At 65.9% G+C, this 23,875-nt stretch carries 16 protein-coding genes; 11 read left to right on the top strand and 5 right to left on the bottom strand.

Annotated elements, in window-relative coordinates; translation table 11 throughout:
- The coding region (locus VFW45_01145) for an aminotransferase class I/II-fold pyridoxal phosphate-dependent enzyme (protein HEU5179371.1) at positions 1 to 868 on the bottom strand (868 nt) is incomplete at its 3' end.
- Between the two features lie 45 nt (positions 869 to 913).
- Positions 914 to 3,577 (bottom strand): protein kinase, encoded by a 2,664-nt coding sequence (locus VFW45_01140; GenBank protein ID HEU5179370.1) that lies wholly within the window; start codon positions 3,575 to 3,577, stop codon positions 914 to 916.
- Positions 3,578 to 3,768: 191 nt separating this feature from the next.
- Here VFW45_01140 and VFW45_01135 point away from each other — a divergent pair, with 191 nt between their 5' ends.
- Positions 3,769 to 4,302, top strand: a complete 534-nt coding sequence (locus VFW45_01135) for a hypothetical protein (protein ID HEU5179369.1) — start codon at positions 3,769 to 3,771, stop codon at positions 4,300 to 4,302.
- A 39-nt stretch (positions 4,303 to 4,341) separates the two neighbouring features.
- On the opposite strand, the gene mutM is transcribed toward VFW45_01135, so the two are convergent.
- Complete coding sequence (mutM, locus tag VFW45_01130) at positions 4,342 to 5,166, bottom strand: bifunctional DNA-formamidopyrimidine glycosylase/DNA-(apurinic or apyrimidinic site) lyase (protein ID HEU5179368.1); 825 nt, start codon at positions 5,164 to 5,166, stop codon at positions 4,342 to 4,344.
- Positions 5,167 to 5,668: 502 nt separating this feature from the next.
- Between mutM and VFW45_01125 the strand changes: the two genes are divergently transcribed.
- Together VFW45_01125 and VFW45_01120 are read left to right on the top strand one after the other, a co-directional pair.
- A complete protein-coding gene (locus VFW45_01125; protein HEU5179367.1) occupies positions 5,669 to 6,847 on the top strand; it encodes a NosD domain-containing protein in 1,179 nt (392 codons plus the stop codon).
- Between the two features lie 104 nt (positions 6,848 to 6,951).
- Positions 6,952 to 7,692: a hemerythrin domain-containing protein gene (locus tag VFW45_01120; protein ID HEU5179366.1), complete on the top strand. Its 741-nt coding sequence runs from the start codon at positions 6,952 to 6,954 to the stop codon at positions 7,690 to 7,692.
- Positions 7,693 to 7,741: 49 nt separating this feature from the next.
- On the opposite strand, the gene VFW45_01115 is transcribed toward VFW45_01120, so the two are convergent.
- Together VFW45_01115 and VFW45_01110 are read right to left on the bottom strand one after the other, a co-directional pair.
- Entirely contained in the window at positions 7,742 to 9,028 is a 1,287-nt protein-coding gene (locus VFW45_01115) for a phosphoribosylglycinamide synthetase C domain-containing protein (GenBank protein ID HEU5179365.1), read from the bottom strand.
- Positions 9,029 to 9,143: 115 nt separating this feature from the next.
- A complete protein-coding gene (locus VFW45_01110; GenBank protein ID HEU5179364.1) occupies positions 9,144 to 10,796 on the bottom strand; it encodes a PPC domain-containing protein in 1,653 nt (550 codons plus the stop codon).
- A 131-nt stretch (positions 10,797 to 10,927) separates the two neighbouring features.
- Between VFW45_01110 and tadA the strand changes: the two genes are divergently transcribed.
- The 8 genes from tadA to VFW45_01070 all read left to right on the top strand — a co-directional run.
- Positions 10,928 to 11,395 carry a tRNA adenosine(34) deaminase TadA gene (tadA, locus tag VFW45_01105; GenBank protein HEU5179363.1) on the top strand — a complete coding sequence of 156 codons (468 nt, stop codon included), beginning with the start codon at positions 10,928 to 10,930 and terminating at the stop codon, positions 11,393 to 11,395.
- A 351-nt stretch (positions 11,396 to 11,746) separates the two neighbouring features.
- Positions 11,747 to 14,374, top strand: coding sequence for a DUF4215 domain-containing protein (locus VFW45_01100; protein ID HEU5179362.1), 2,628 nt, complete (start codon positions 11,747 to 11,749; stop codon positions 14,372 to 14,374).
- A gap of 25 nt (positions 14,375 to 14,399) precedes the next feature.
- Positions 14,400 to 17,531, top strand: a complete 3,132-nt coding sequence (locus VFW45_01095; protein HEU5179361.1) for a fused MFS/spermidine synthase — start codon at positions 14,400 to 14,402, stop codon at positions 17,529 to 17,531.
- Positions 17,532 to 17,587: 56 nt separating this feature from the next.
- The gene (locus tag VFW45_01090; GenBank protein HEU5179360.1) at positions 17,588 to 18,286 is read left to right on the top strand and encodes a pirin family protein; all 699 of its coding nucleotides are present in this window, start codon (positions 17,588 to 17,590) and stop codon (positions 18,284 to 18,286) included.
- A 208-nt stretch (positions 18,287 to 18,494) separates the two neighbouring features.
- Positions 18,495 to 18,692 (top strand): hypothetical protein, encoded by a 198-nt coding sequence (locus VFW45_01085; protein ID HEU5179359.1) that lies wholly within the window; start codon positions 18,495 to 18,497, stop codon positions 18,690 to 18,692.
- A 103-nt stretch (positions 18,693 to 18,795) separates the two neighbouring features.
- Entirely contained in the window at positions 18,796 to 22,353 is a 3,558-nt protein-coding gene (locus VFW45_01080) for a kelch repeat-containing protein (GenBank protein ID HEU5179358.1), read from the top strand.
- 257 nt (positions 22,354 to 22,610) lie between these two features.
- Positions 22,611 to 23,147: a porin family protein gene (locus VFW45_01075; protein HEU5179357.1), complete on the top strand. Its 537-nt coding sequence runs from the start codon at positions 22,611 to 22,613 to the stop codon at positions 23,145 to 23,147.
- Positions 23,148 to 23,467: 320 nt separating this feature from the next.
- Positions 23,468 to 23,875 (top strand): hypothetical protein (locus tag VFW45_01070; protein HEU5179356.1); only part of this gene is annotated, 408 nt, incomplete at its 3' end.

Raw genomic sequence — 23,875 nt, 5'->3', positions numbered from 1 at the left:
GAGGCAGGTTGTTACGGATGACGGTGCGGGTACGGACAAAGATCTTCTCGCGGCGTGCAGGCTCCATGGCGAGGCAGGCAAGGCGATCACTGAGGATCGAAGGCGCGATCGTCGTGTAGTCGCGATGGGACCAGATAGCTTCGATCATCTTCGGCGGACCGATGACCCAGCCGATGCGCAAACCCGGTAATCCGAAAGCCTTCGAAAGCCCGGAGGTAATCAGCACGCGCGAGTATCGGCCGTAAAAGGTCGGGGTGGTCACTCCCGACACTTCGGCGCCGCGGTAGATCTCGTCGGCCACGATCCAGGCGCCTCTCCGGCGCGCGACCTGGACGACGGCGTCCATCTCCGCTTCGGTCAGGATGGCCCCCGTGGGGTTGTTGGGGTTGGTTATTAATATGATGCGGGTCTTTCTGGTGACGGCACCTCGCAAGGAGTCCGTATCGAGGGCCCAGCGGGTTCCCTCACCCTCCTTCCGCCGGCGCAGGCGAAAGAAGTCGGCTCGTCCCTGAAAGATGCTCGTCAGCCCCGGTGTCTGGAAGTAGTTCGGAATCTCGATGGCGGCGCGGTCGCCCTTTTCCAGGAGCGTCCAGAAGGTGGCGAAGTTGGCCTCCGCGCCGCCGTTGGTGACGACGACATTCTCACGCGTTGCGCCGGGATAGAAGAGCGCGATCCGATCGCGAAGCTGCTCGCTGCCATTGCAATGGCCGTACCCCAGCTCGGTGCCGAGGATCCTCTCCGTCTCATCCGATCCTTCCAGCAGCTCCTCCACCCGCATCGGGTGCACGCCGCTTTCCGACAAGTTGAACTCGACGTAGTTCTCGTAGGTGGACTGCATCCGCTCCATCTTGAAGAGCGGGATTCGCATGAGACCTCCTCGATGCAGGGGGGTAAGGCAAGCCGCGCGAAAGGGTCAGTGCTTCAGGAGTGAGGTCCAGTTCAGGATGATGCGGATGTCCCGCCGGGCCTCCGGCCCCACCGTGACCAGGAACCGCTCGCCGTCGGTGGTTCCGTCGCCGCCGGTCGTTCCTTCCGGGACCGTCAGGAGCGGATGCGGCGCGCCCGGCGCGATCTCGGAGCCGCTGTAGGTGATTGGCACCGAGACGATTGTGTCCCGGTGGGAGTAGAGCAGCTCCTTGCCGTCGCGCCTCCAGCCGGGACCGTCGCCGCCGTCCACCGAGATACGCACCTTGTTCCCCGAAACCGGAAACGCCTGGACGTAGACCTCCGGCTGTCCCGACTCGGTGCTCTGGTAGGCCACCCATTTTCCATCCGGAGAGAAGGCCGCTTGCAGCTCTTGCCCCGGCCCCGCCACGTACTGCTGCGACTTCCCGTCCTTTTCCAGCGGCACGGACCATATGTCCCAGGAGGTCGTCTCTCCCAGCTGGCCGAAGAGCAGGAACTTTCCGTCCGGCGAAACGTCCCATGGCATCTTGAACTGCGCCGCGGTCGTGGCGACCATTTCCGGCTCGCCGCCGTTCGTGCTGCCAATGTAGATTTCGGCGCGGCCGCTCTTGCTGGAAGAAAAAGCGAAGCGGCGGCTGTCGGGAAACCAGGCCACTTGCGCCTCCTTCGAGAAGGTCGGAGCGATGTGGGTCGGGATGGCACGTGCCAGGTCCACCAGCCAGAGGTCGGTCCCGTTCATGAGGGCCGCCGTCCGCTGGTCGGGCGACAGCGCGAACATGTTCCACGGACCGGTCGGCAGCGGCACGGTTCCCCGGGGAGCCCCGCCGCGATCGATCCACTCCAGATGCGTGTTCCGGACCTCGCCGCGCAGGAAAACGAGCTTGCCGTCGTCGGAGGCGGAGACCACCGGCTCCGCGTCGAGGTCGGTGCGGGGCGGCAGGTCGGCAATCGGCACTGCTTCGCCGGTGGTCTCGAGCCTGCCTGCGTCGAAGGGCTGCGCGACGATCTTCCCCTCGCGCGCATACAGGAGGTAGCCCGGCGGCGCGTAGACGGCCGCCGAGTCCGCGGTGAGGATCTTTTTGACCTCCTTCGTCTTCAGCGAGCCTGCGAAGATGTCCAGGCCTTCGGGACCGCCCGGCAGCGCGACGAAGACAAAGTGCTCGCCATCCGGCAGGAACGAAGGGAAGCGATGGGAAGTCTGGTGCCGGACGGCATCGAGCGTGGTCACCTGGACCGGCTCTCCCCCTGCCGCGGGGACGACGAACAGCGGGCTCTCGGGTGCCGGCGCGAAGACGATGCGATCCTGGCTTCCCCAGTCGGCGCCGCGGGCCCACTTCAGATTGCAGATCGTGGTCGGCTGACCTCCTTCCACGGCGATCTTTCGCAGCTTCCCCCCGATGGTGGCGTAGCCGAAGTAGCGACCGTCGGGTGACCAGAACAGCGCCCCGTTGACGAACTTGCCTTGACCTGCGAAGGAGGGATCCCCTTCTTCCAGCGCTCGTGGCTGCTCGGACGCGAGCGGCCGCAGCCAGACCCTGGGGGTCGTGTCCCCCTCGGTGACGTAGACGAGCGTCCGGCCATCGGGGGAAATCTGGGCCACGGAGTTGTAAGGCGAGAGCTGCACTTCAGCGGGCGGCAGGATCGAACCCTGGAACGGTTCTTCCGACACCGTCGAGGTCCAGCGCAGTGCGAGCAGCACCGCGGTCGCGGCGAGGCCCGCCGCGGCCAGCCCCCAGGCGAGGCGCTCGCGGCCCCGCCGCCGCGCCGCGACCGGTGCGGGGACACCCGCCTGCGATCCAGCGTCGCCGATCCATTCCAGCTGCAGCTTGACGTCATGCGCCGTCTGGATGCGCTCCTCGGGATCCTTGGCCAGGCAGGCGCGCACCAGGCGCTCCAAAGCGGGAGGGGCCATCGGCGCGACGCTCGAAAGCGGCGCCGGCTCGGCGCCCATGATCGAGGCGATGAGCGAAGCCTGGCTCTTGCCCGCGAACGCCTTGCGGCCGGTGGCCGACTCGTACAGCAGGCATCCCAGGGCCCACAGATCGCTGCGCGCGTCGGCTTCCTTCCCTTCCATCTGCTCGGGTGACATGTATTGGAAGGTCCCGAGGATGGAGCCTTGCGCGGTGAGCGGCTGCGCCACCGTCGGAGAGCGGGTGAAGGCGGTCATCGTCGCACGGTCGCCGCCACCTGCCGCATTTGCCGTCCGCGCCAGACCGAAGTCCATCAGCTTCGCGCCCGAGCGTGTGAGCATGACGTTGCCCGGCTTGAGATCGCGATGCACCACGCCGGCGCGATGCGCCCGGTCCAGGGCGTCGGAAATCTGCCTCCCCAGGCGCAGGACTTCCGGCATGGGGAGAGGACCGCGCTCCAGCCGGTCGGCGAGGGTTTCCCCTTCCACCAGCTCCATGACCAGGTAGTCGACGTCCCCTTCGCGGCCGACGTCGTGCAGCGTGCAGATATGCGGGTGATTGAGGCTGGAGATGGTGCGGGCCTCGCGCTCGAAGCGGGCGCGAACCTCCGCCGAATCGGTCAGGCTCTGGGGAAGGACCTTGACGGCGACTTCACGCCCGAGGCGCGTGTCCCGGGCGCGGTAGACCTCGCCCATCCCCCCGGCCCCGAGAGGGCCGACAATCTCGTAAGGACCCAGACGGGCACCGGCTGAGAGAGACATTCTCGGAACAATAGCAGACGCCGTCGGGAATTGCTCTATCGCATCATGGGGCCGGAGATCGAGTTTCGCCGTTGGGGCGTCGGCGGCTTCACGGAGAAATGACGTCGAGTGTGGGCAACGCGGCAAAGGCGCGCTATTGTGAACGGGCTTCAGGCAAGAAGAGCCGCAAACCCCCTTCAAAGGAGGCTCGAATGCGAACGTGGCTGGCCGGCATCACCACAGTCCTGGTTCTCTTCGGGTTCGCTGCATCCCCTTTGTCCGCTTCCACCCTCGAGGAGAAGCAACAGGAAACGAGCTTCTCAGCTTCATGGGTCGACACGGAAGATGTCGGGACGACCATGCAGGCCGATGGGCAGTGGCAATGGATATTCGGTAAAGGCTACCACGAGGTCGGCGCCATTCTGTCCTACCTCAAAGTGGATCCCGATTCCGGCCCCAGCTCCGATGCGACCATCCTGGGACCGGTCTACACCTTCAACTGGATGCCGGCCAACGACAAGGTGACCGGGTTCGTCGAGGCCTCCTACGGCATCGTCAGCGGCGACCTGGGAGATGTCGTCGACAATGCCTGGACCGCAAGCGTCGGCGCCAAGGTGTTCGTGGGAGACTCCGCCGCCGTACGGTTCGACCTCTTCTTTCGCAGCCTGCAAGGAGCCGATGGCTTCGACGACGAGGACAGCCACGGCCTGCGGGTCGGAATCAGCATCTTTGGCGGCAGCAAATAGGAGTTAGTGGAAACAGTGTTCCGCCGCTGCCGGCGCCGGTTAACGGCGCTGGCAGCGGGGACAGAAGAAAGTGCTGCGGCCCGCCTGGACGATGCGGCGGATCTTCGTGCCGCAGCGAAGGCAGGGCTTCCCCTCCCGGTCGTAGACCCGCAGGGAGATGGCGAAATAGCCGGCTTCGCCGTCGGCGTTGAGAAAATCGCGCAGCGTCGTCCCGCCGGCCGTGATCGCCTCGTTCAGGACTTCCCGGAGGCTCGCCAGGATTTCCTCCCATAGGTCCCGGCTGATCTTCCCCACCGGCCGTCTCGGGCTCACCTTGCAGCGGTACAGCGCCTCGCAGGCATAGATGTTTCCCACGCCCGCGATCGAGCGAGTATCCATCAGAAAGTTCTTGACCGGCTTCTTCCGGTTGCGGGTGGCCTTGGTGAGCACCTCGGCGGTCAGCGCAGCGTCCAGAGGCTCCGGCCCCAGACCCTGCAGACGCGGATCGCGGTGCAGGAGGTCGCTCTGCAGCAGGCGCAGCAGGCCGAAGCGGCGCGCGTCCGCATAACGCAGCTGCCGCCGGTCGTCGAGCGCGATCACCACGTGCTCGTGCGTCTGCTTCGGCCGTTGCGCGTCGGAGACCCAGAGCTGCCCCGTCATGCCGAGATGGACGAGCAAGGTCAGCTGGGCATCGGTATCCAGGAGAAGGTACTTGCTGCGGCGCCGGATGCCGGTGATCGTGGCGCCGCGCAGCTTCGCCAGGCCGCGCACGGCAATCGGCTCGCGCAGACGCCGCTCGCGCACCGTGACGGAGAGAATCCTCCTGCCGACCAGGAGCGGCACGAGGCCGCGGCGGATCGTCTCGACTTCAGGCAGCTCCGGCATTTTCCTTCCTTTCGCTGCGCGGGGGACGCAGGGGCGAAGGCCTCCGGCTCGAATCTGATGTCCGGAACGATATCAAATTCCGGCTGCCGATCGAGTGAGCAGGGGCACCCTTGGACGCGCCGGCTGAGGAGCGGCCGCGCGTCAACGGCCGCTGGAAGCCACCGAGGTTGGACCCGATTCTGGCTCAGCTCGCCGGAGAATCGCGGTCCCCAACGCGGTGCACGGCGGCAGGATCGGCGAGGCATCTGCCGACCAGCGCTTTCCCAATCGAGCTGCGAGACAAATCCGGCCGCCGCGTGTGCACTTCCGCGACACAGGGCGCGACGATTGCGGTCTCTGCGACTTACGATCGACGATTCTCCTTGACCCTCTTGAACTTCAGCGTACCTTCCAGGAATCGCACTCATCGGCAATCGGGAATGAAGCGACGACCGCCGGCTCGGACCGGCGCCAACGCCGCTTCCAACCGGATGGGCGCAGAGCCGAAGGAGGCTCTCCGTCGATGCAATGCACCCCCCGTTTCGCGCTCGGCATGCTGCTCGTGATCGCCACCCCCTCACTGCCCTCGGCACAAACCTGCGTGAAGGAAGCCACCAAGTGCATTACCGCCCCGAACGGCGGCGACTGCGCTTCGATCGGCCTTTGGAACGGGAGGTCCAAGACCTGCTCTCTGACGCAGGATCTGACCGGTGAGGCGATTCAGATCGACGGGGACGGGATTACCCTCGACGGCAGGGGACGCACGCTGACCGGCGGCTCACTCGGCGAGCTCCAGCAGCTCTTCGCGGTCCTCGCCGCGCAGCGCCGCGACATCACCGTCGCCAATCTGACCATCCGGGGGTTCCAGACCGGCATCGGTCTGGTCGAGTGCTCCCACTGCACGGTGAAGGGCAGCACGCTGCGCGACTCGTCGCGCGCCGGCATCGAGCTGAGCGATTCCAATGACAGCCGCGTCGCCGAAAACCAGGTCAGCGGCACCGGCGACGGCATCGTGGTGAATCAGTCGACCGGCAACCTGATCGAGAAGAACACCGTGGAATCGAACCGCAACAGCGGCATTCTCCTGAACAACGACGCCTCGCGAAACGTCCTGAAGGGAAACGTGACGCGCCTGAATTCCGGCGGCATCACGATGGGGGGCAATTCCGATTACAACACCCTCACCGGAAACGAGATCGTCGGCAACACCCACATGGGCCTCGCGGTCTATTTCTTCTCCAATGAGAACGTCGTGCTGGACAATCGCATCACCAGCAACGCGGCGGGAGTGGAGAATGGGGCCGGCATCCTGGTAATGCAGTCCAGCGGCAACCGCTTCACCAACAACACCGTGTCGGGGAACTCGCGCGGCATCTGGCTCTCCTATCCCGACGGGGAGCCCTATGACGGCGGGGGGAACGAGGTCTACAACAACAACTTCCTCGGCAACCGGACACAAGCCATGGTCACCGGACGTCGCAGCACCGCCGACGCCTTCAGCAAGCAGGCTCCCATCGGCGGGAACTTCTGGGACAACTGGAAATCTCCCGACGCCGCCGGCGACGGGATCCTCGATTCAGCTTACCAGTTCGGCGGCAGCGGCGATGAATTCCCCTGGGCGGCCCAGGATGGCTGGGCGCCGCGCCCGACCGCTCCGGCCCCGCCCGACATCGTCCAGTCCTCTCCTGGGAAGCACCCCTGATCTGCAGTCCCCCTCCGGATCGCATCATCGGCAATCGGTCGCAACGGGCGTAGTATCTCGGTCACGCGAACATCATCCTTCAGGTTCGCCAAGGAGGTGGCAACGTGAACCGTGAGCCTACGTCGGGTGCCACTGCGAGTCGACGCACCTTCCTGCACGCCGGTGGACTCGCAGGACTCGGCTTCCTGGCCATGGCCGGGAACAAGCCGCCGGGCAGTCCAGCCCGGACGACGAAGCCTGCCGACCAAGAAAAGGAAGAAGAAGAGGGCGTCGCCCCGCCTGAAGATCTCATGCGCGAGCATGGCGTGCTGAAGCGCGTGATGCTCGTCTACGAGGAGGCGGTGCGCCGCATCGAGGGCCGGCGGGACCTCCCCCCCGACTCCGTCCGCGACGGGGCGACGATCATCCGGACCTTCATCGAGGACTATCACGAGAAACTGGAGGAGGAGCATCTCTTCCCGCGCTTCGAGAAAGCCGGGAAGCTGACCGACCTGACGGCGGTGCTCCGGGCGCAACATCAGGCGGGGCGACGCGTCACCGAGGAAATCACGCAGCTCGCGACCGCGGCGGGCCTGAAGGATGCCTCGTCGGCAGGACGGCTGAAGGAGCTGATGCGCCAGTTCGTGCGAATGTACGGACCGCACGAAGCCCGCGAGGACACCGTGCTGTTCCCGGCGCTTCGCAGCATCGTTTCGCCGCACGAATTCGCCGCGCTGGGCGAGGATTTCGAGAAGAAGGAGCACCAGCTGTTCGGCGCGGAGGGATTCGAGAGGATGGTCGATCGCGTCGCGACGATCGAGAAGACGCTGGGCATCTACGACCTGGGGCAGTTCACCCCCAAATAGTCTCGCGGCTTATCCAACGACGCCTCAATGCGTCTTTGGCGGGAATCCGTTATTTCAAATAGCCCCAGCTGTGCAGCTTGTCGCTGTCCTCGGTCCAGCGGTCGCCGATGTCGGTGCGGTAGTACATGTTGGGGATGGCGATGTTCTTGATGCGGGCGTAGGCCTGCGCCTGGGCCTGCCGCATGGTCGTCCCCAATCCGACCACCACCAGCACCACGCCCGCCGTCCCTGCCACCAGCCACTGCCCGTTCACCAGCTTCACGTCCTCGATGTGCACCTCCTCCGGCACGCCGCGCTTGAAGGCGACCACGGCGTTCTTCGACATCGCCTTGAAGGTCGTCTCGTCGTCGAAGGGGTAGGGCGACACGACGATCCGCACGCCGACCTGGAAGCCGCTCTTCACCCGCAGCTTCGGATCGCGCCCGGCGGCCAGGTCGAGGAGGAACTGGCCGATCGGCGTGATCATCCCTTCCTGCTGGATGAAGATGGTCGGGTAGCCGAAGCGCGAGGTGAACTCCAGAGGGTAGATGCCGTTGGCGTTGACGATGCAGTTCAGGTCGATGTAGCCGACGTACCCCTCTTCAGCCAGCTTGCTCTCCAGCTTCGCCAGCGTCTGCTCGAACAGCCGGCCCGGCTCCGCCCAGAACATCGAGGTCCCCATCTCCCCGGTGGAGGGGCCGATGTTCCCGGGGAACAGCTTCTTGTGCTCGAAGTTGATGTTGATCGGGGTGATGTAGCGGTGCCCGTTGAAGAAGGCCCCGACCGCCACCTCCACGCCGGCGATCCGCTTCTGCAGCTGGAAAACCTTGATCTCGTCGGCCAGGGCCTTCTTGTAGGCCTCCAGCATCCGGACGACGTCGCTGCCGTCCTCCTCCTCGCCGACGAACAGGTTGCGCTTGATGTTCTGCGCCTCGCCGCTCGGCTTGAGGACGTAGCGCCCCGGATTGTCCTGCACGTACTGGATGCCGGCATCGAAGGAGTCGAAATCGGCGTACGGGATGATCGCCACGCCGTGGCGCTTGAGCTCCTCCTGGCCGAAGGAGCGGTCGTCCTCCAGCCGGTCGGTGTAGGGCGTGCCCCCGACGACCGCCTTCCCCTTCTTGCGCAGCGCCTCGGCCTTCGCCCCCTGGCCCAGCGTGTCGTCGAAGATGATCACGTCGGCCCAGTTGCAATCCTTCTCCCAGTCGTCGGATTTCGGGACGAAGCCGTCGCAGATGTCCCGGTCGCTCTTCGATGCGATGAAGTAGCGCACCTCGTGTCCTTCCTTGAACACCTGCCACGCGATATCGCCGATCAATCCCGACAGCGAGACGAACAGGAATTTCTTCTTTTCCATGGCGGAGCCGTCCTCCCGAATCTGCCGGAACTGTAGCCCAACCCCGGCCAGCTTGCACGCCCGTCAATTTAGTGTGAGAAGCGCGCCGCGACAAGGACGCCGCGGGGACCGGAAGCTAGCGGGCCGCCTCGACGTCGGTGGGGACGTGCAGGATGCGCGGTCCGGGCGAAGGAGGAGGGGCTTTGCCGCCGCCGGCGGTGCTGACGTTGGCGGTCACCGAGATCTCGTAGGAGCCGTAAATGCCCCAGCCCGGGCCATGGAAGGACTTGACGTAATAAGTGGCGGTCGACGGCGCGATGAAGTTGATGAGCGAGGACTTGATTCCGGGAGTGACGTCGTCGTTGGCCGCCAGCTGTGAGACGCCGTCGGGAGCATAGACCACCAGCGAGGTGTTGGCGTCGCTGACCAGGTTGCGCGTCTCGATGGCATAGGTGGTGCCGACCATCGCATCGAACTTGAAGTAATCGACGTCGGCCGTCCCGGAGCCGTTCCCCTGGTTCCTGAAGTAGGTCTCGCTCATCGGGAACCCGTTGGTCGGGATCGCCACGGCGGCGGGCGCCGTCTCGTTCGGCTCGGTGGCAGTCTCGACATAATCCACGATGTGGTGCTCGAAGACCTCCTGCATGAAGGGGAGGTTTCCCTGCCCCAGCTGGAACCAGCCGTCCCAGAAATCCTCCAGCGTCCGGTTGGTGGAAGTCCGGACGTAGTTCTTCATCACGTTCCAGACCATCGTCTCGGGAGAACCCATGAAGTCCCAGGCCTCGTCCGTCCCGGGGGATTCGTCCGGCGTGGTGGCCGAATCGATCACGTCCCAAAGCGCCGCGTACACGGTCACCTCGCTCGCCGCGCCGTCGCAGCTGAACGGGACTTCCGTCTCGACGTCGAAATAGAAATCGAGGTTGCCCGCCCCGGGCGCCGCCGTCATCTTCACGTAGAGATGGGGGTTCGGCAGGATGAAGTGCCTGCGCACCGCCTGCCCGAAATAAGTGGCCCACCCTTCCTCCCAGGCGAGACGCAGATCCTGGTTGCAGTTGCTGAGACGATGGGTGCCGCCGGGGCTGTCGGTCGCGGAGTAGACCTCGCGGGCGTAATGGCCCGATTCGTGGGCGACGACCGTGTCGCTGTAGGCGGCCGGATCGCCCACCTTGATCTCGCCGCCGGGGAGATACTGCGTCACGGTGTTGCCGCTGAAAGTCTCCCAACGCACCGACAGCGGCAGGGACGCGCCCGGATAGGCGCCGTTGAGGTACCTCAGGTAATCGAGGCTGTTGTAGGCGACGTCATAGAGGTTGAACACTTCGCCGCCGGCGCCCATCACCGCGAGGGTGACGCCCAGGTTCAGATTGAGGTTCGGATTGCTGTGATTGATGGCGGCGCTCGACACGGCGTAGGGAGTCGCCGTCCCGTTCACGTTGGTGACGATGAGGTAGAGTCCCGCGACGGGGGAAGAGTCGCTGATGACCCGGGCGATGATGCTGCGGGTCTTGGTGCTGGCGTCGATCACGTTGATGGAGAAATTCCCACCCAGATCGGTGGCGCCGGTCGCCAGCAGCTGCTGGCCCCCGTTGGTGTTCATGTCGCGGATCTCGACCTTCGCGAAGCGGACGGGAAGCACCGGCAGCGCCCCGGTATACCCCTCCTGGTCGAATTCCCGGTCCTGGTAGCGGAAGGTCCCGGTGGCGACCCAGTTGGCCCCGGCGGAGCCGCAGAACATGATGGTGACGATGCAGCCGAACAGGAAGACCCGGAGGCCCGGATGGAGGGTCATCGTGCTTCGCCGAGGTTGCGGAGGGAGAACGCGCGCGTCCATCCTCCCCTCCTAAAGGACGAACGCTCCCCGGCCTGGACCGGGGAACGCAAGACATATACGATGATTTCGAAGCCTGTCAAGGAGATCCCATGAGCGGAAACGCCCTGGACACCCTCCGGATGCGGGAAGCGCTGAGGATGGCGCGCGACGCCGGGGCGCGCGGCGAGGTGCCGATCGGCGCCGTGCTGGCCTCCGAAGAAAAGGTCTTCGCGCGCGCCGCCAATGCCACCCTGCACCTCAATGATCCTACCGCCCACGCCGAAATCCTCGCCCTGCGCCGGGGTGCGAAACATCTGGGAAATCATCGTCTTACGGAGCTGACGCTCTACGTGACGCTGGAGCCCTGCCTGATGTGTCTGGGAGCCATGATCCAGGCGCGCATCGCCCGCTGCGTCTTCGGGGCAGCCGATCCGAAAGTCGGCGCGACGTCGGTCCTGACGCTGCCCGGAGTACGGCGCGGAGTCAACCACTCCTTCCCAATCGTCGGCGGCTGCGAGGCGCTCCCCGCCGCCGAGCTGCTGCAGCATTTCTTCCGGGCCCGCCGGGTAAAGCGCTGACGCAGCAGGAGATTGTTGACGGGCGCGGGCGCTCCGCGTATTCTTCCAAAATCTTCCGATGCAGCGCGAGTTTTTTTGCCCGGCCTGCGGAAATCCGCGGCCAAAGAGGGGATGTTGAGCTCCGGGTCCATTCGACGCGCCGCGGCCGCCGCCGCGGCGCTCATAGCAGTTCTTTGCCTCGAGTCGGCGGCCGTCGCGGGCCGTTCCCCCCAAGAGAAGGGTCTGGAAAGACTGGATCGTCTCCGGGCGAGGGCCCGCGCGACCTTCCTCCTGTCCGAGGCGCCGTCACGCGGTAAAGGACCCAACAAGGGAGGGCCGGGCCAGGGACGCGGCTTTGCCCCCGAGCTGCAGGTGAGTTCGGGCATCCCCGGTACCCAGAGCGAGACCTCGATTGCGGTCTTTGGCAACAACGTGGTCGTCGGCTACAACCAGTTCGACCCGAACAATCCCACCAAGCGGACCGGAGTCGCCTTCTCCACCAACGGCGGGCTGTCCTTCACCGACACCGGCGGGCTGCCGACCGGGGGCGCCGGCAAGACGCTGCTGGGCGACCCTTCGGTCACCGCCTGCGGGGACGGCAAGTTCTACTTCTCCAGCATCTATTTCCCCAATTCCACCGATTCGGCCCTGGCCGTCAACGTGGGTACCGTGTCGGGCGCCAACATCACCTGGTCCAACCCGCTCCCCGCGGCAGCTTCCACCGCCGACTTCCTCGACAAGGAATGGCTCACCTGCGACCGGCTGACCAACACCCTGTACATGACCTACACGCGCTTCGTGAACGGCAACATCGGCTCCACCACCGAGCTGCGCATCGAGATTCTCAAGTCGATCGACGGCGGGCTGAGCTGGAGCGCGCCGCTGGTCCTCGAGAGCTCCACGGTGGAGTCGATCGGAATCTCCTACCTGGCCACCGGGCCCGACAGCGAGGTCTATGTGATGTGGGAGCGCGGCATCGACGACATCACGGCGGCCAACACGGCGCTGGAGCTGCGGCGCTCCTTCAACTTCGCCGCCTCCTTCGATCCCAAGGTCGTGGTCCGCACCATGATCCCGTCGTTCTTCCCGGCGATGGTGGGTTTCAACCGGGAGGACACGCTGGAAATCGGCACCCTCGCGGTGGACCTGTCGGGCGGACCGCGGCGCGGCCGCGTCTACGCCATCTGGGCGGAGCGCTCTCCCGGCGGCGGTGAGACGCGCGACATCTTCGTCGCCTCCTCGGGCAATCAGGGGGCGACCTGGGCGGCGCCGGTGCGACTCAACGACGACCCGCCGGGAAACGACCATGTCATGCCGTGGCTTTCGGTGAACGCGGAGGGGACCGTCGAAGCGGTATGGTACGACTACCGCAACTGGCGCGGCATGCACACCGTCGACCTGTATGCCGCGCGCTCCACCGACGGCGGCGCCTCGTTCTCCTCGAACTTCAGGCTCACGACCCGTCCTTCCAGCTGGTTCGCGCCTTTTACCCTGACGCCCAATTTCGGGGATTACATCGGCTGCGCCAGCGAAGGGACCGGCTTCTACCCGGCCTGGGCCGACGCGCGCAACAGCGACATCGACGTTTTCGCGTCGCACGTGCCGACTGCCACCTGCGGCAACGGGACGCTCGAGGCCTTCGAGGAGTGCGACGACGGCAACACCATCGACGGCGATTCCTGCTCCCCTGCATGCGCCGCGACTCCCTGCGGCAACGGCACCCTGGACGCCGGAGAGGGATGCGACGACGGCAACCTCAAGAGCGGCGACGGCTGCTCGCAGGTCTGCGCCCCGGAGATCTGCGGCGACGGCATCATCCAGCCGAACAATCAGGAAAACTGCGACGACGGGAACCTGGCTTCCGGCGACGGCTGCTCGTCGTCCTGCCTGGTGGAGCTGTCGAACGCTTTCTGGGTGGTGGAGGAGCGCTCCCGACTCGTCCTGCAGAGCCTGGTTACGGGCAACCGCCTGACCCTCGGCGACCCCGGCTTCCACGAGCTCGGGGACCTGGCCTTCGATGCCGCCGGGAACCTGTTCGGCTCAACGGGGTACAATCCCAACCTCTCGATCGGCTATGACGGGTACCTGATAAAAATGGCGGCGGGAGGATTGCCCGGCCGGGCGACGATCGTCGGCGATACCGGCTGGCTGTCGGCCACCGCCATCGATTTCCACCCGACCACGGGGGTGCTGTATGCCATCGCCGTCGACAGCACGCGAGCCAGCCGCCTGGTGACCCTCGACCCGAACACGGGCGCGACCCTGTTGGTCGTGGGAAGTCTGGGACTGACCGACGCGCGCGCCATGGCGTTCGATGCCGCGGGGGCGCTGTACGTGGCGGGACGGCCGGGGAGCACCGGCTCCGGCAACCTCTATCTGGTTGGTCTCGCCCCTTTCTCAGTCTCTCTCGTCGGGACGGTCGGGAGCTACCAGCTGTCGGGGATGGACTTCGCCCCTGATGGAACGCTCTATGGCGTGGCCCTGCGCGGCACCGGGGCCGATGCGGCACTCGTGCAGATCAACAAGACCACCGGCGCCGGCACCATCCTGTCCCTCTCCGGCGCCCTCAACCAGCAGGGAATCCGCTTCGCGCCGCAGCGGGCGGTGGACGGCGACCTCGACGGCATCCAGGATGTGGCCGACTGCTCGCCGCAGGACGCAGGCAACGGGTCCCCCGGACTCGCGTCGGCCATGAGCTTCACCGATGCGTCGACCTTCACCTGGACGCCGGCGGCCGGTGCGCGGCTGTCGAACACCTATCGCGGCACGATCGCGGGGCCGATGGGGACGAGACTGCCGGACAGCGTCTTCGACCACGTCTGCCTGGAGAGCGGCGACCTGCAGGGAAACGGCGCGGCAGTGACGGCCGACCTTTCGTTGCCTCCAACCGGCCAGGCTTTCTATTACCTCGTCTCCGGGGAAGGGTGCGGCGAAGGAGCGCTCGACGGCGACGCGTCGCATCCCAGACCGAACCCGAGTCCCTGTCCGACGCCGCCATGACGCATCTGCACTGTACGGAGCGAATGTGACGCCGGCCGCCCGCCGCCTCCTGGCCGCCTGCCTCTTCTTTTCGGGCGCCTCCTCGCTGGTGATGGAGGTCGCCTGGTCGCGCGGACTCTCGCTCGTCCTGGGGAACTCTCACCAGGCGGTCGCCACCGTCGTGGCATCGATGATGACGGGACTGTTCCTGGGGAGCCTGCTGGCCGCGAGGAAGGTCGGCTCCCTGCGCGACCTGCCGCGGACCTACGGCTACCTGGAGATGGGGATCGGCCTCTACGGCGCCCTCACGCCGCTCATCTTCAAGCTCCTCGCAGTCCTGCTCGGCCCCGCTTATGCGCTCCCCTCGAGCGTTTTCCTGTTCGTCCGGTTCCTGATGGTTTTCGTCCTGCTGTTGCCGCCCAGCCTCGGAATGGGCGCGACCCTTCCGGTCGTCACCGCCGCGCTGTCCGCCGGCCGGAAGGAAGAGGACGCCGGATCGACGGGCGGCTGGCTGTACGGCCTGAATACCCTGGGCGCGTTCATCGGGACGCTGGCCGGAGGGTTCCTGTTCCTCCCCGGCCTGGGGCTGCTGAAGACGACGCTCGCCGGAGGGGCCACCAGCTTCGGCATCGGCACGATGGTCTGGCTGCTCTCCGACTCGATCCTCAAACAGGAACGCCGGCCTGCCGCCTCTGGAAAGGAAGCAAGTCCCGGTGCCGCCCCGGCCGGTATGCCGCTCATCCTGCCGCTTTATGCCGCCTCCGGGTTCCTGGCACTGGTGTACGAGATCACCTGGACTCGCGTGCTGGCCCCGGTGGCCGGCAGCTCGGTCTACTCCTTCACGCTGATCCTATCCGCCATCCTGGCGGGAATCGGTCTGGGGAGCGTCCTTCTGTCGACCCGCATCGGCCGCCTGATCCATCCGGGGCGTGGCTTCGTGATGGGCCAGATACTCCTGGGTGGCACGGCCTTCCTTTCCCTGTGGGGCCTCAAGATTTTCCCCGACTTGATGCTGGCGGTGGCGGCGCGCAACCCCAGCGATCCCGAAGCCTTCCTGCTGCGCCAGTTCCTCGCCTTCGGCGCGATCGTCCTGCCGCCGGGGATCATCCTCGGCGCGCTGTTCCCCTTCGCATCGCGCCTGCTGCACTCGGTGCAACACGAGAGCGGCGCCGACGTCGGCCGCGTCTACGCCTGGAACACGGCCGGCTCGCTCTTGGGATCGCTGGCGGCCGGCTTTCTGCTGGTGGAGACGCTCGGAAGCCAGAAGACGCTGGCGCTGGCCTGCCTCGGCAGCCTGTCGCTCGGGGTGGCCGGTCTGGTTCTGGCTCCCGGGACGTTCTTCCGGCCGGCGGCGGGGCTGGCCGCCGCGGTCCTGTCCCTGCTCATCCCGCTGTTCACCCCGTCCTGGGACATCTACCGGATGACCACCGGCGTCACGCAGCTGCTGCGCAACATCCGCAAGATGGGGCCCTACGTCACCGTGGAGGAGATCCTCAAGTACAGTCAGGCGCCCGACGTGCGGATCATGTTCCACAAGGAGGGGAAGACCTGCACCGTCACGGTCGTCAAGGAGTGGTTCGATCGCTGGCTGCGGGTCGACGGCAAGACCGACGCCAGCACCGCGCCCACCGACATGCTGACTCAGATCCTGCTGGGACAGTTGCCCTTCTTTTTCGCCGGCGAGGCGAAAGACGTCGCGGTGGTGGGCTACGGCTCCGGCGTGACCGCGCACGCCGTGCTGTCGCACCCGGTGCGGCGGCTCGACACCATCGAGCTCGAGGAACAGGTCATCAAGGCCTCCCGCTTCTTCGAGGACGTCAACAGCAATCCCCTCGCCGACCCGCGCCATCAGGTGATCGTCGATGACGCGCGCACGGCGCTCGCCTATCGCTCTCAGAGCTACGACATCATCATCTCGGAGCCGAGCAATCCCTGGCTCGCGGGCGTGAACAACCTGTTCACCGCCGATTTCTATCACCTCGTGCAGAAGCGGCTGCGGCCGGGCGGCATTTTCGTCCAGTGGGTCCAGAGCTACGAGCTGTCCGACGACTCCCTTCTGGTGATCCTGAACACCGTGTCGGCATCCTTCCCTTACGCGCATCTGTTCGCGACGCTGACGGGCCCCGACATGTTCATGGTGGCCTCCGACCGGCCGCTGGCCCTGGTGCCCGAGGGCAAGGCGGCGTTCCACGATCAGCCCTCCGTCGTTCAGGACCTGGCGCGGGTCGGGATCACCTCGCTCTCCGACGTGGCCCTGCTCTATACCTCGGTCATCAAGCCACCACCCGCCGGCGCGCTGCTGAACACCGACGACAATTCGCTGATCCAGTACCGCGCTCCGCTCGAGCTGCTGCGCGGCATCGAGCCGCAGCGCCAGTTCGTGCAAACCTCGGAGGCCGACACCCTGGCCCTGTTCTATCCGGACACCAGCCCGAAGACGGCGCTGATGGAGATCGGGCGCTCCGCCTACGCGCGCCAGGGGCTGCCGGTCCTCGAATATGTGACGGCGGCGCTGAGCGCCCGGGGAGAAACGGAGGCGGCCGCCGAGATGAAAGGACTGGCGGATGCCCTGCGCGCGCAGGTGCAGAGGCTGCAGAGCGTGCAACAGGCGATCCTCTTCGCCGAGACGCGCGCGGCGGTGCACGACGGCGAGGGCGCCTCGACCGCCCTCGCCGAGGCCGAAGCGGCCGGACTGATGACAGCGGAGGAATGGGCGCGCGCCGGGCTGGTCCATTTCACCTTGCTGAACTTCGCCGAGGCGGAGCGCTTTCTGAGCCAGTCCGTAGAGCTGAACGATCCGCGCTACCTCTATCAGGGGCTGGCGGCCCGCGGTGCGGCCCGCTTCCGGCTGGGCCGGTTTGAAGAGGCCAAAGCCGACGTCGACGCGGCCAAGAAGGTCAATCCCGACGGCTCGCTGGCCTACCTTCTCTATGCCTCGGCCTTGTTCGACGCCGGCCAGCGCGACGCGGCAATTCGGGAGATCGAGGAGGCGATTGCGGTCGCCCCGGAAGACCTGAGGCTGGCCCAGACGCTGCAGAACTTCCGCAGTGCTCCATCTTCCGCGCCGCATCTTCCGCAACCCGAAGTCCCGGCGGTAGCTCCTTCACCCGGCGAATCGTCGGCGCCCGGCTCACCGCCGGCCGATCCGTCGTCTTCCCCTGCGCCCTCCGGCGGCTGAGCGGAATCCTTTCGGGCCTTCCGGCATCTCAACCGGCCAGAAAGGAGAGATTCCCCATGATCACGATTCGTCCTTCCGAGGAGCGCGGCCGGACCCGGCTGGGCTGGCTCGACAGCCGCCATACCTTTTCCTTCGGCGATTATCACGACGGGCGTCACGTGCACTTCCGCGACCTGCGGGTGATCAACGAGGACTGGGTCGATCCGGCGATGGGTTTCGGGACGCACCCGCACCGGGACATGGAGATCATCACCACGATGCTGGACGGCCGTCTGGCGCATCGCGACAGCCTCGGGAGCGGCTCGACCCTTTCCCCCGGAGAGGTCCAGGTCATGAGCGCCGGGACCGGGATTGCCCACAGCGAGTTCAACGCCTCGCGCAACGAGACCGCGCACCTGATGCAGATCTGGATCCTCCCGGAGCGCCAGGGGATCACGCCGCGCTACGAGCAGAAGGCCTTCCCCGAGAACGAGCGGCGCGGCCGCTTTCAGCCGGTCGCCTCGCCCGACGGGCGTGAGGGCTCGCTCAAGATTCACCAGAACGTGACGCTCCTGATGGGATCTTTCGAGGAAGGGAAGGGAGCTGTTTACTCCCTGGCTCCCAATCGGCATGCCTGGCTGCAGGTGGCCCGCGGCGGTGTGACCGTGAACGGCGTCGCTTTGAAGGAAGGCGACGGCGCCGCCGTCAGCGACGAGCCGTCCATCGACGTCAAAGCGACTGAAGACTCCGAAGTTCTACTGTTCGACCTGCGCTGATCGCTTCCATCATTCCGGCGCCCTTCCCGAAATTCCAGGGGCGGGCGCCGGAATGATTGTTCCCGCCTCTCGGCTTTGGCACCCGCTGAAATCCATGCAAGCCCATCCTTTGACCGGGTTCTGCCTCAGGCGTATCGTGAGGCATCTCTTGTGAGCCCTCACATGGAATGTCCCCGCCGGGACCGGCCTCGCGTCAAGGAGTATGTGGATGGAAACCTGGCGACTCTCCCTCCTTCCCTCCCTGCTTCGCTGGCTCTTTTCTCTGCTCGCGGCCTTCGGGATCATGATGCTCTCGCTGGAAGGCACGACCGCTTTCGCCGCTCCGCCGGAGCGCCACGATCTCAGTCGGCGGTGCTCCCCGATCTCCGTGGAGGAGTGGTGGGACCAGCACCCGGGCGGCCCTTGACCTGAATCGACACCCAGGCGTACTGTGAGCACATCGTAGATTCGCGAAGACCAATGCAAGCTGTCCCGCCGGGACCTCCGATGTGGTCCTCAAGGAGCGTAAGATGGAAACCTGGCGCGTACCTCTCCTCCCCTTTCTGCTGCGTTGGCTGCTCGCGCTTCTTGCTACTTTCGGCATGACCATGCTTGCGCTGGATGGAACGTCCGCGCTGGCAACCCAAACGGGTAGCCCGAATTCCCCGAATGAGCCTCGCCGGATCACGTTCCAGGAGCGCCTCGACGCCCAGCGCGCCATCGAAGAGGTGCTCTGGAAGCACCGTATCTGGCCCAAGGAAAACCCCGGGCCCAAGCCGCCGCTCTCGGCGGTGCTGTCGGAAGCCGCACTCCGCGAGAAGGTCACCGACTCCCTCAAGAAATCGAATGCGCTCGAAAAGTTCTGGAATCGTTCGATCACCGGAGTCCAGCTGCAGGCCGAGATGAACCGGATGGCGAAGCACACCCGCCAGCCCGAGATCCTCCGCGAGATGTTCGCCGCCTTGCACGACGATGCGTTCCTCATTGCCGAATGTCTCGCGCGTCCTGCCGCCGCGGATCGGCTGCTGCGCTCGGCCTTCGCGGGAGACGAGCGCTTTCAGGGCGATTTGCGCGAAAGCATTCAGCGCGACCTCGCCCGATTCCGCTCTCCGGACCTCTGGAAGGAGGCGGGGGGGCGCTACCGCGAGGAGACCTGGAGGCGAGCTCCAGAGCGCATGGCTTCGTCACCCGGGACGCACGAGCTCAGCCCCGGCGACTATGGGAGCCTCCTGACGGAGATCGCGCACCGGGTCGATCCTGAGGCGCGCTCCGGCCCCCGAGCCGGCGACTCCCTGGCCGGAAGCGTCGGCCCGCTTCGGGAAGACGACCGGTCCTTCAGCATCACGACGGTGCTCGAGCAGGATCAGGACTCCATCCGTATCGCCTCCCTCGTGTGGGAGAAAACGCCCTTCGATCGGTGGTGGAAGGAGGCCCGCTCCTCCGTTTCCGTTCAGGTGGCTCTCACCGATTCGACTTTCGTGCCGCTGACCGTCGACTCGGGATCCTGCTCTGACGACAGCTGGCGCTCGGTCGGGGCTTCGCGCCCCGATCCCCGCTATTACCACAGTGCCGTCTGGACCGGAACCGAGATGGTCGTCTGGGGCGGGCGAGTGGTCGGGAACGGCCAGACCAGCAGCGGCGGCCGCTACGATCCCGTGCTGGACCTTTGGACTCCGACGTTCGACGACCGCAACCCGGCGCATGTCCCCTCGGCACGCGAACAGCACAGCGCCGTCTGGACCGGAACTCGCATGATCATCTGGGGAGGGCGCGCCAACGTGGGTCCGTCTCCCACCGGTGGAGGCATCTACGATCCCGCAACCGACTCCTGGGATCTCGACCTTGGAGTCACGCCGTCCGTGCCGTCGAGCTTGTTTTCGGCGGCCACCGTCTGGACAGGTACCGAGATGATTGCCTGGGGCGGCATCGGGCCCGCGGGAAACGTGGTGAGCTCCGGCTGGCGCTTCAATCCTTCAAGTCGCACCTGGGCTGCCACGAGCGTCACCTCCGGAGTTCCCGCGGCGCGCGGTGGCCACTCCGGTGTATGGACGGGCTCCGAGATGATCGTGTGGGGAGGAACAAACACGATGGGGGCCGCTCTCAACACCGGCGGCCGCTACAATCCGGCTTCCGACAGTTGGACTCCCACCTCGCTGGGAGCCGGCGTCCCCGCCGGCCGGAGCTTCCATCGCGCCGTCTGGTCAGGCTCCGAGATGATTGTCTGGGGCGGCATCCAGAACTCCACCGTCCTGAACAGCGGCGCCCGGTACGATCCGCTCTCTAACTCCTGGATCCCGATGACGCCGGGGCCCAACACGCCTGCCGCCCGCCAGGGTCACTCGGCCCTTTGGACCGGCTCGGAAATGATCGTGTGGGGAGGAGCCACGGCAAGCGGCGGGCTCTTCGCCTCCGGCGGCCGCTATAATCCGGCATCCGATTCCTGGACGGCGGTCGGCTCGGGCGGCCTCGTGCCCCGCAGCCTTCACACGGCCGTGTGGACGGGGACCGAGATGATCGTCTGGGGAGGTGGAGCTGCCATGTTCCCCTTCCTCTTCACCGGGAGCCGATACAATCCCTCGACCGACACCTGGATCGCCACCAGCTCGCAGCTTACTCCCGGACCGCGACTCGCGCACACGACGGTTTGGACCGGCACGGAGCTGATCGTCTGGGGTGGCACCGACAATCTCAACGGATCTCTCGATACCGGAGCCCGGCTCGAGCCGGCCACGATGTCCTGGACTCCCCTCCAGGACGAGGGAGCGCCGACGCCTCGAGTTCATCACTCGGCCGTTTGGTCAGGAACCGAAATGATCGTCTGGGGGGGGAATACCTTTCCGTCGCAGTCGGGCGGAAGGTACAACCCCGCATCCGATTCCTGGACTCCGACGAGCGCCGGCGAGAATGTCCCAGCCGGCCGGTCGGAGCACAGCGCAATCTGGAGCGGAACGGAAATGATTGTCTGGGGAGGTGTTTCCTATGCCACGGGCACACCCATCGCCAGCGGGGCTCGATACGACCCCGTCGCCGACGCATGGGCGCCGGTCAGCGAGGTGAATGCCCCCTCGGCCAGAACGAAACACGCCGCCGTCTGGACCGGCTCGGAGATGATCGTCTGGGGAGGCGAGAATTACCCGAGCTACTTCGATTCGGGCGGCAAATACGACCCTTCCTCCGACACGTGGCAATCCATCAGCCCCTCCGGCGCCCCCAGCCCTCGCTCGGTGGCAACCGCTGTCTGGACAGGCGATCGCATGATCGTCTGGGGAGGCTACGGCGGGACTGCAAACCTCGGCTCGGGTGGCCGCTACGATCCGGCCGCCGACTCATGGTCTCCGACCGCGTCCGCTTCGATTGCGCCCCGTTCCGGTCACTCCGCCGTCTGGACGGATCATGAAATGATCGTGATTGGGGGACGCGACGATTCCGGCCACGATGCTCTCGATTTCGGACGTTACAATCCCTCCACCGATTCCTGGAGCACCATCAGCAACGTCTCTCCCGTGCATCTCCCGCGCGCCGGCTCCAAGGCCGTATGGACGGGCGAGGAAATGGTCATCTTCGGAGGAGTTCCGTTCGGCGGTGCCGTCATCGATGGCGGTGCGCGTTATTGCCACACATGCAATCTCCTGCAGCTCTACTACCGGGACACCGACGGAGATCACTTCGGGGATGTGGCGAACTCCGGAAGCTCCTGCGATGCGTCGCCGCCTTCCGGCTTCGTGGTCAACGCGGCCGATTGTTCCGATCTGGATGCCTCGGCATGGTCGGTCCCTGCGGAAGTGCAGGGAGTCACGGCCGAGCCCGGAGTGCCGACGCAAATCACCTGGAGCGAGCAGGGCGCCGACGCCGGCCCGGGAACGAGCTATGAAGTCGTTTCCGGGAGCCTGACTCCCGGAATGAGCTTCCCCTCCTGCTCCTGCGTGCAATCCTCGTCCTCCGCCGTGTACGCGGAGAACCGCCCCACGCCGCTTCCTGGCGCCGGGTTCTGGTATCTGGTCCGTGCCAGCAACACATGCGGCGTGGGGACCTTCGGAACGGGAAGCCTTGGATTCCATCGGGACAACGCCATTCCTGCGTCGCCTTGATCCTGAGGGCGCGTCCCGGTCGACCCGTCGGTGTCCCGAGTCTTTACCAACCCGCTCCCGCCCGATCCGGCCGCGCCGGGCGGCCGGCTCCGCCTTGACAGCCCCGGACAGCTTGGGCTACGGTGCCGCCGGCCCGACCCTCTCTGACCCGCCCAAATCCGGGTCGGCGGGAGGCGGTCCATCCCCCTAACCCCCTGGCGGGACTCGAGTCCCGCCGTTTCTGCTGTGTTGACTACACGCCCATAGGAGAGATCGGCATGCGGAAGCTCGGAATCCTGCTTTTCGTCCTGACGATGTCTTTCGGCGCCACGCTGGCAGGCTCTTTCTACGTCGGAGCCAGCGTCGGTGATACCAGCGTGAAAGTGGACGATTCGGCCGGCGATTTCGACGCGAGCGCCACCAGCTTCAAGGTCTTCGCCGGGTATGACTTCAAGAGGTTCCTGGGAGTGGAGGGAAGCTACCTCGACTTCGGCTCGCCCGACGACTCGGTGGGCGGCACGGACGTCACGATCGATGCTACCGGCTGGGACGCCTTCATCGTGGGCAAGATCCCCATCGGCGACCATTTCGATGTGTTCGGAAAGCTGGGCCTGGTGTTCTGGGACACCGACACCGACATCGAAGGGATCGGGTCGGACAGCGATTCGGGGAACGATACGGTCTGGGGCTTTGGCCTCGACTTCATCTTCGGGAAGCATTTCGGCGTCCGAGGGGAGTACGAGGTCTTCAACATCGAGGACACCGACGACGTCGCCATGCTCTCGGTCGGCGCGTTCTGGAGGTTCGGAGATTAAGCTCCGCGCATCCTGCGCTCGCGCCTTCTGGAAGCTTCCCGACACGGTCCCATCCCGGATCTGATTCATCGCACAAAGGACCCCGCTCGGCCTGGTGATGGGCCGAGCGGGGCTTTCTTTACCCTTCGGTTCCCCTGACCTCCATCCTTCCCACTTGAATTGACGGCCCCCGCCAGACGGGCGTAGTCTGTGGTCAATACTCATCGATCCAGACATAAGGGGGCGAGTCCGCTGGCCCTCGGGCCTGCGGCGTCTCGCAAATGGGGGGGTCCCCAATGGGAAATCAGCCGCATGCTCGATCCTTTATCTGCTGTTCGTCCGTGCTGTTCCTTCTTCTGCTCTGCGTCATGCCCGCCGCCGCCATCGACTGCCCTTCCTGTGACGATTTCAATTTCTGCACGATCGATTCCTGCGACACCGGCACCGGCTTCTGCCGGCACGAGCCGCGAGACTGCAGCGACGGCAATCCTTGCACGACCGACAGCTGCTTCAACGCGTTCAACAACGGGATGGGAAGCTGCAACCATTCCACTGTCGCGGCGGGTACGACTTGCAACGACGGCAATTCCTGCACACAGCAAGACGCCTGTAACGCCGCCGGGCAGTGTCTGGGGAATCAACGACCGCCCAGCTCATCGTGCGACGACGGCAACAGCTGCACCATTTCGGACGCCTGCGACGCTAACGGGGCGTGTGTCGGGACAGCGCTGGGCGCCGGGGCCTCCTGC

The organism is Candidatus Polarisedimenticolia bacterium (assembly GCA_035764505.1).
Lineage (GTDB): Bacteria > Acidobacteriota > Polarisedimenticolia > Gp22-AA2 > AA152 > AA152.
Note: the sequence above shows the minus strand (reverse complement) of the source record. Positions and strands in the feature narration are given on the sequence as shown.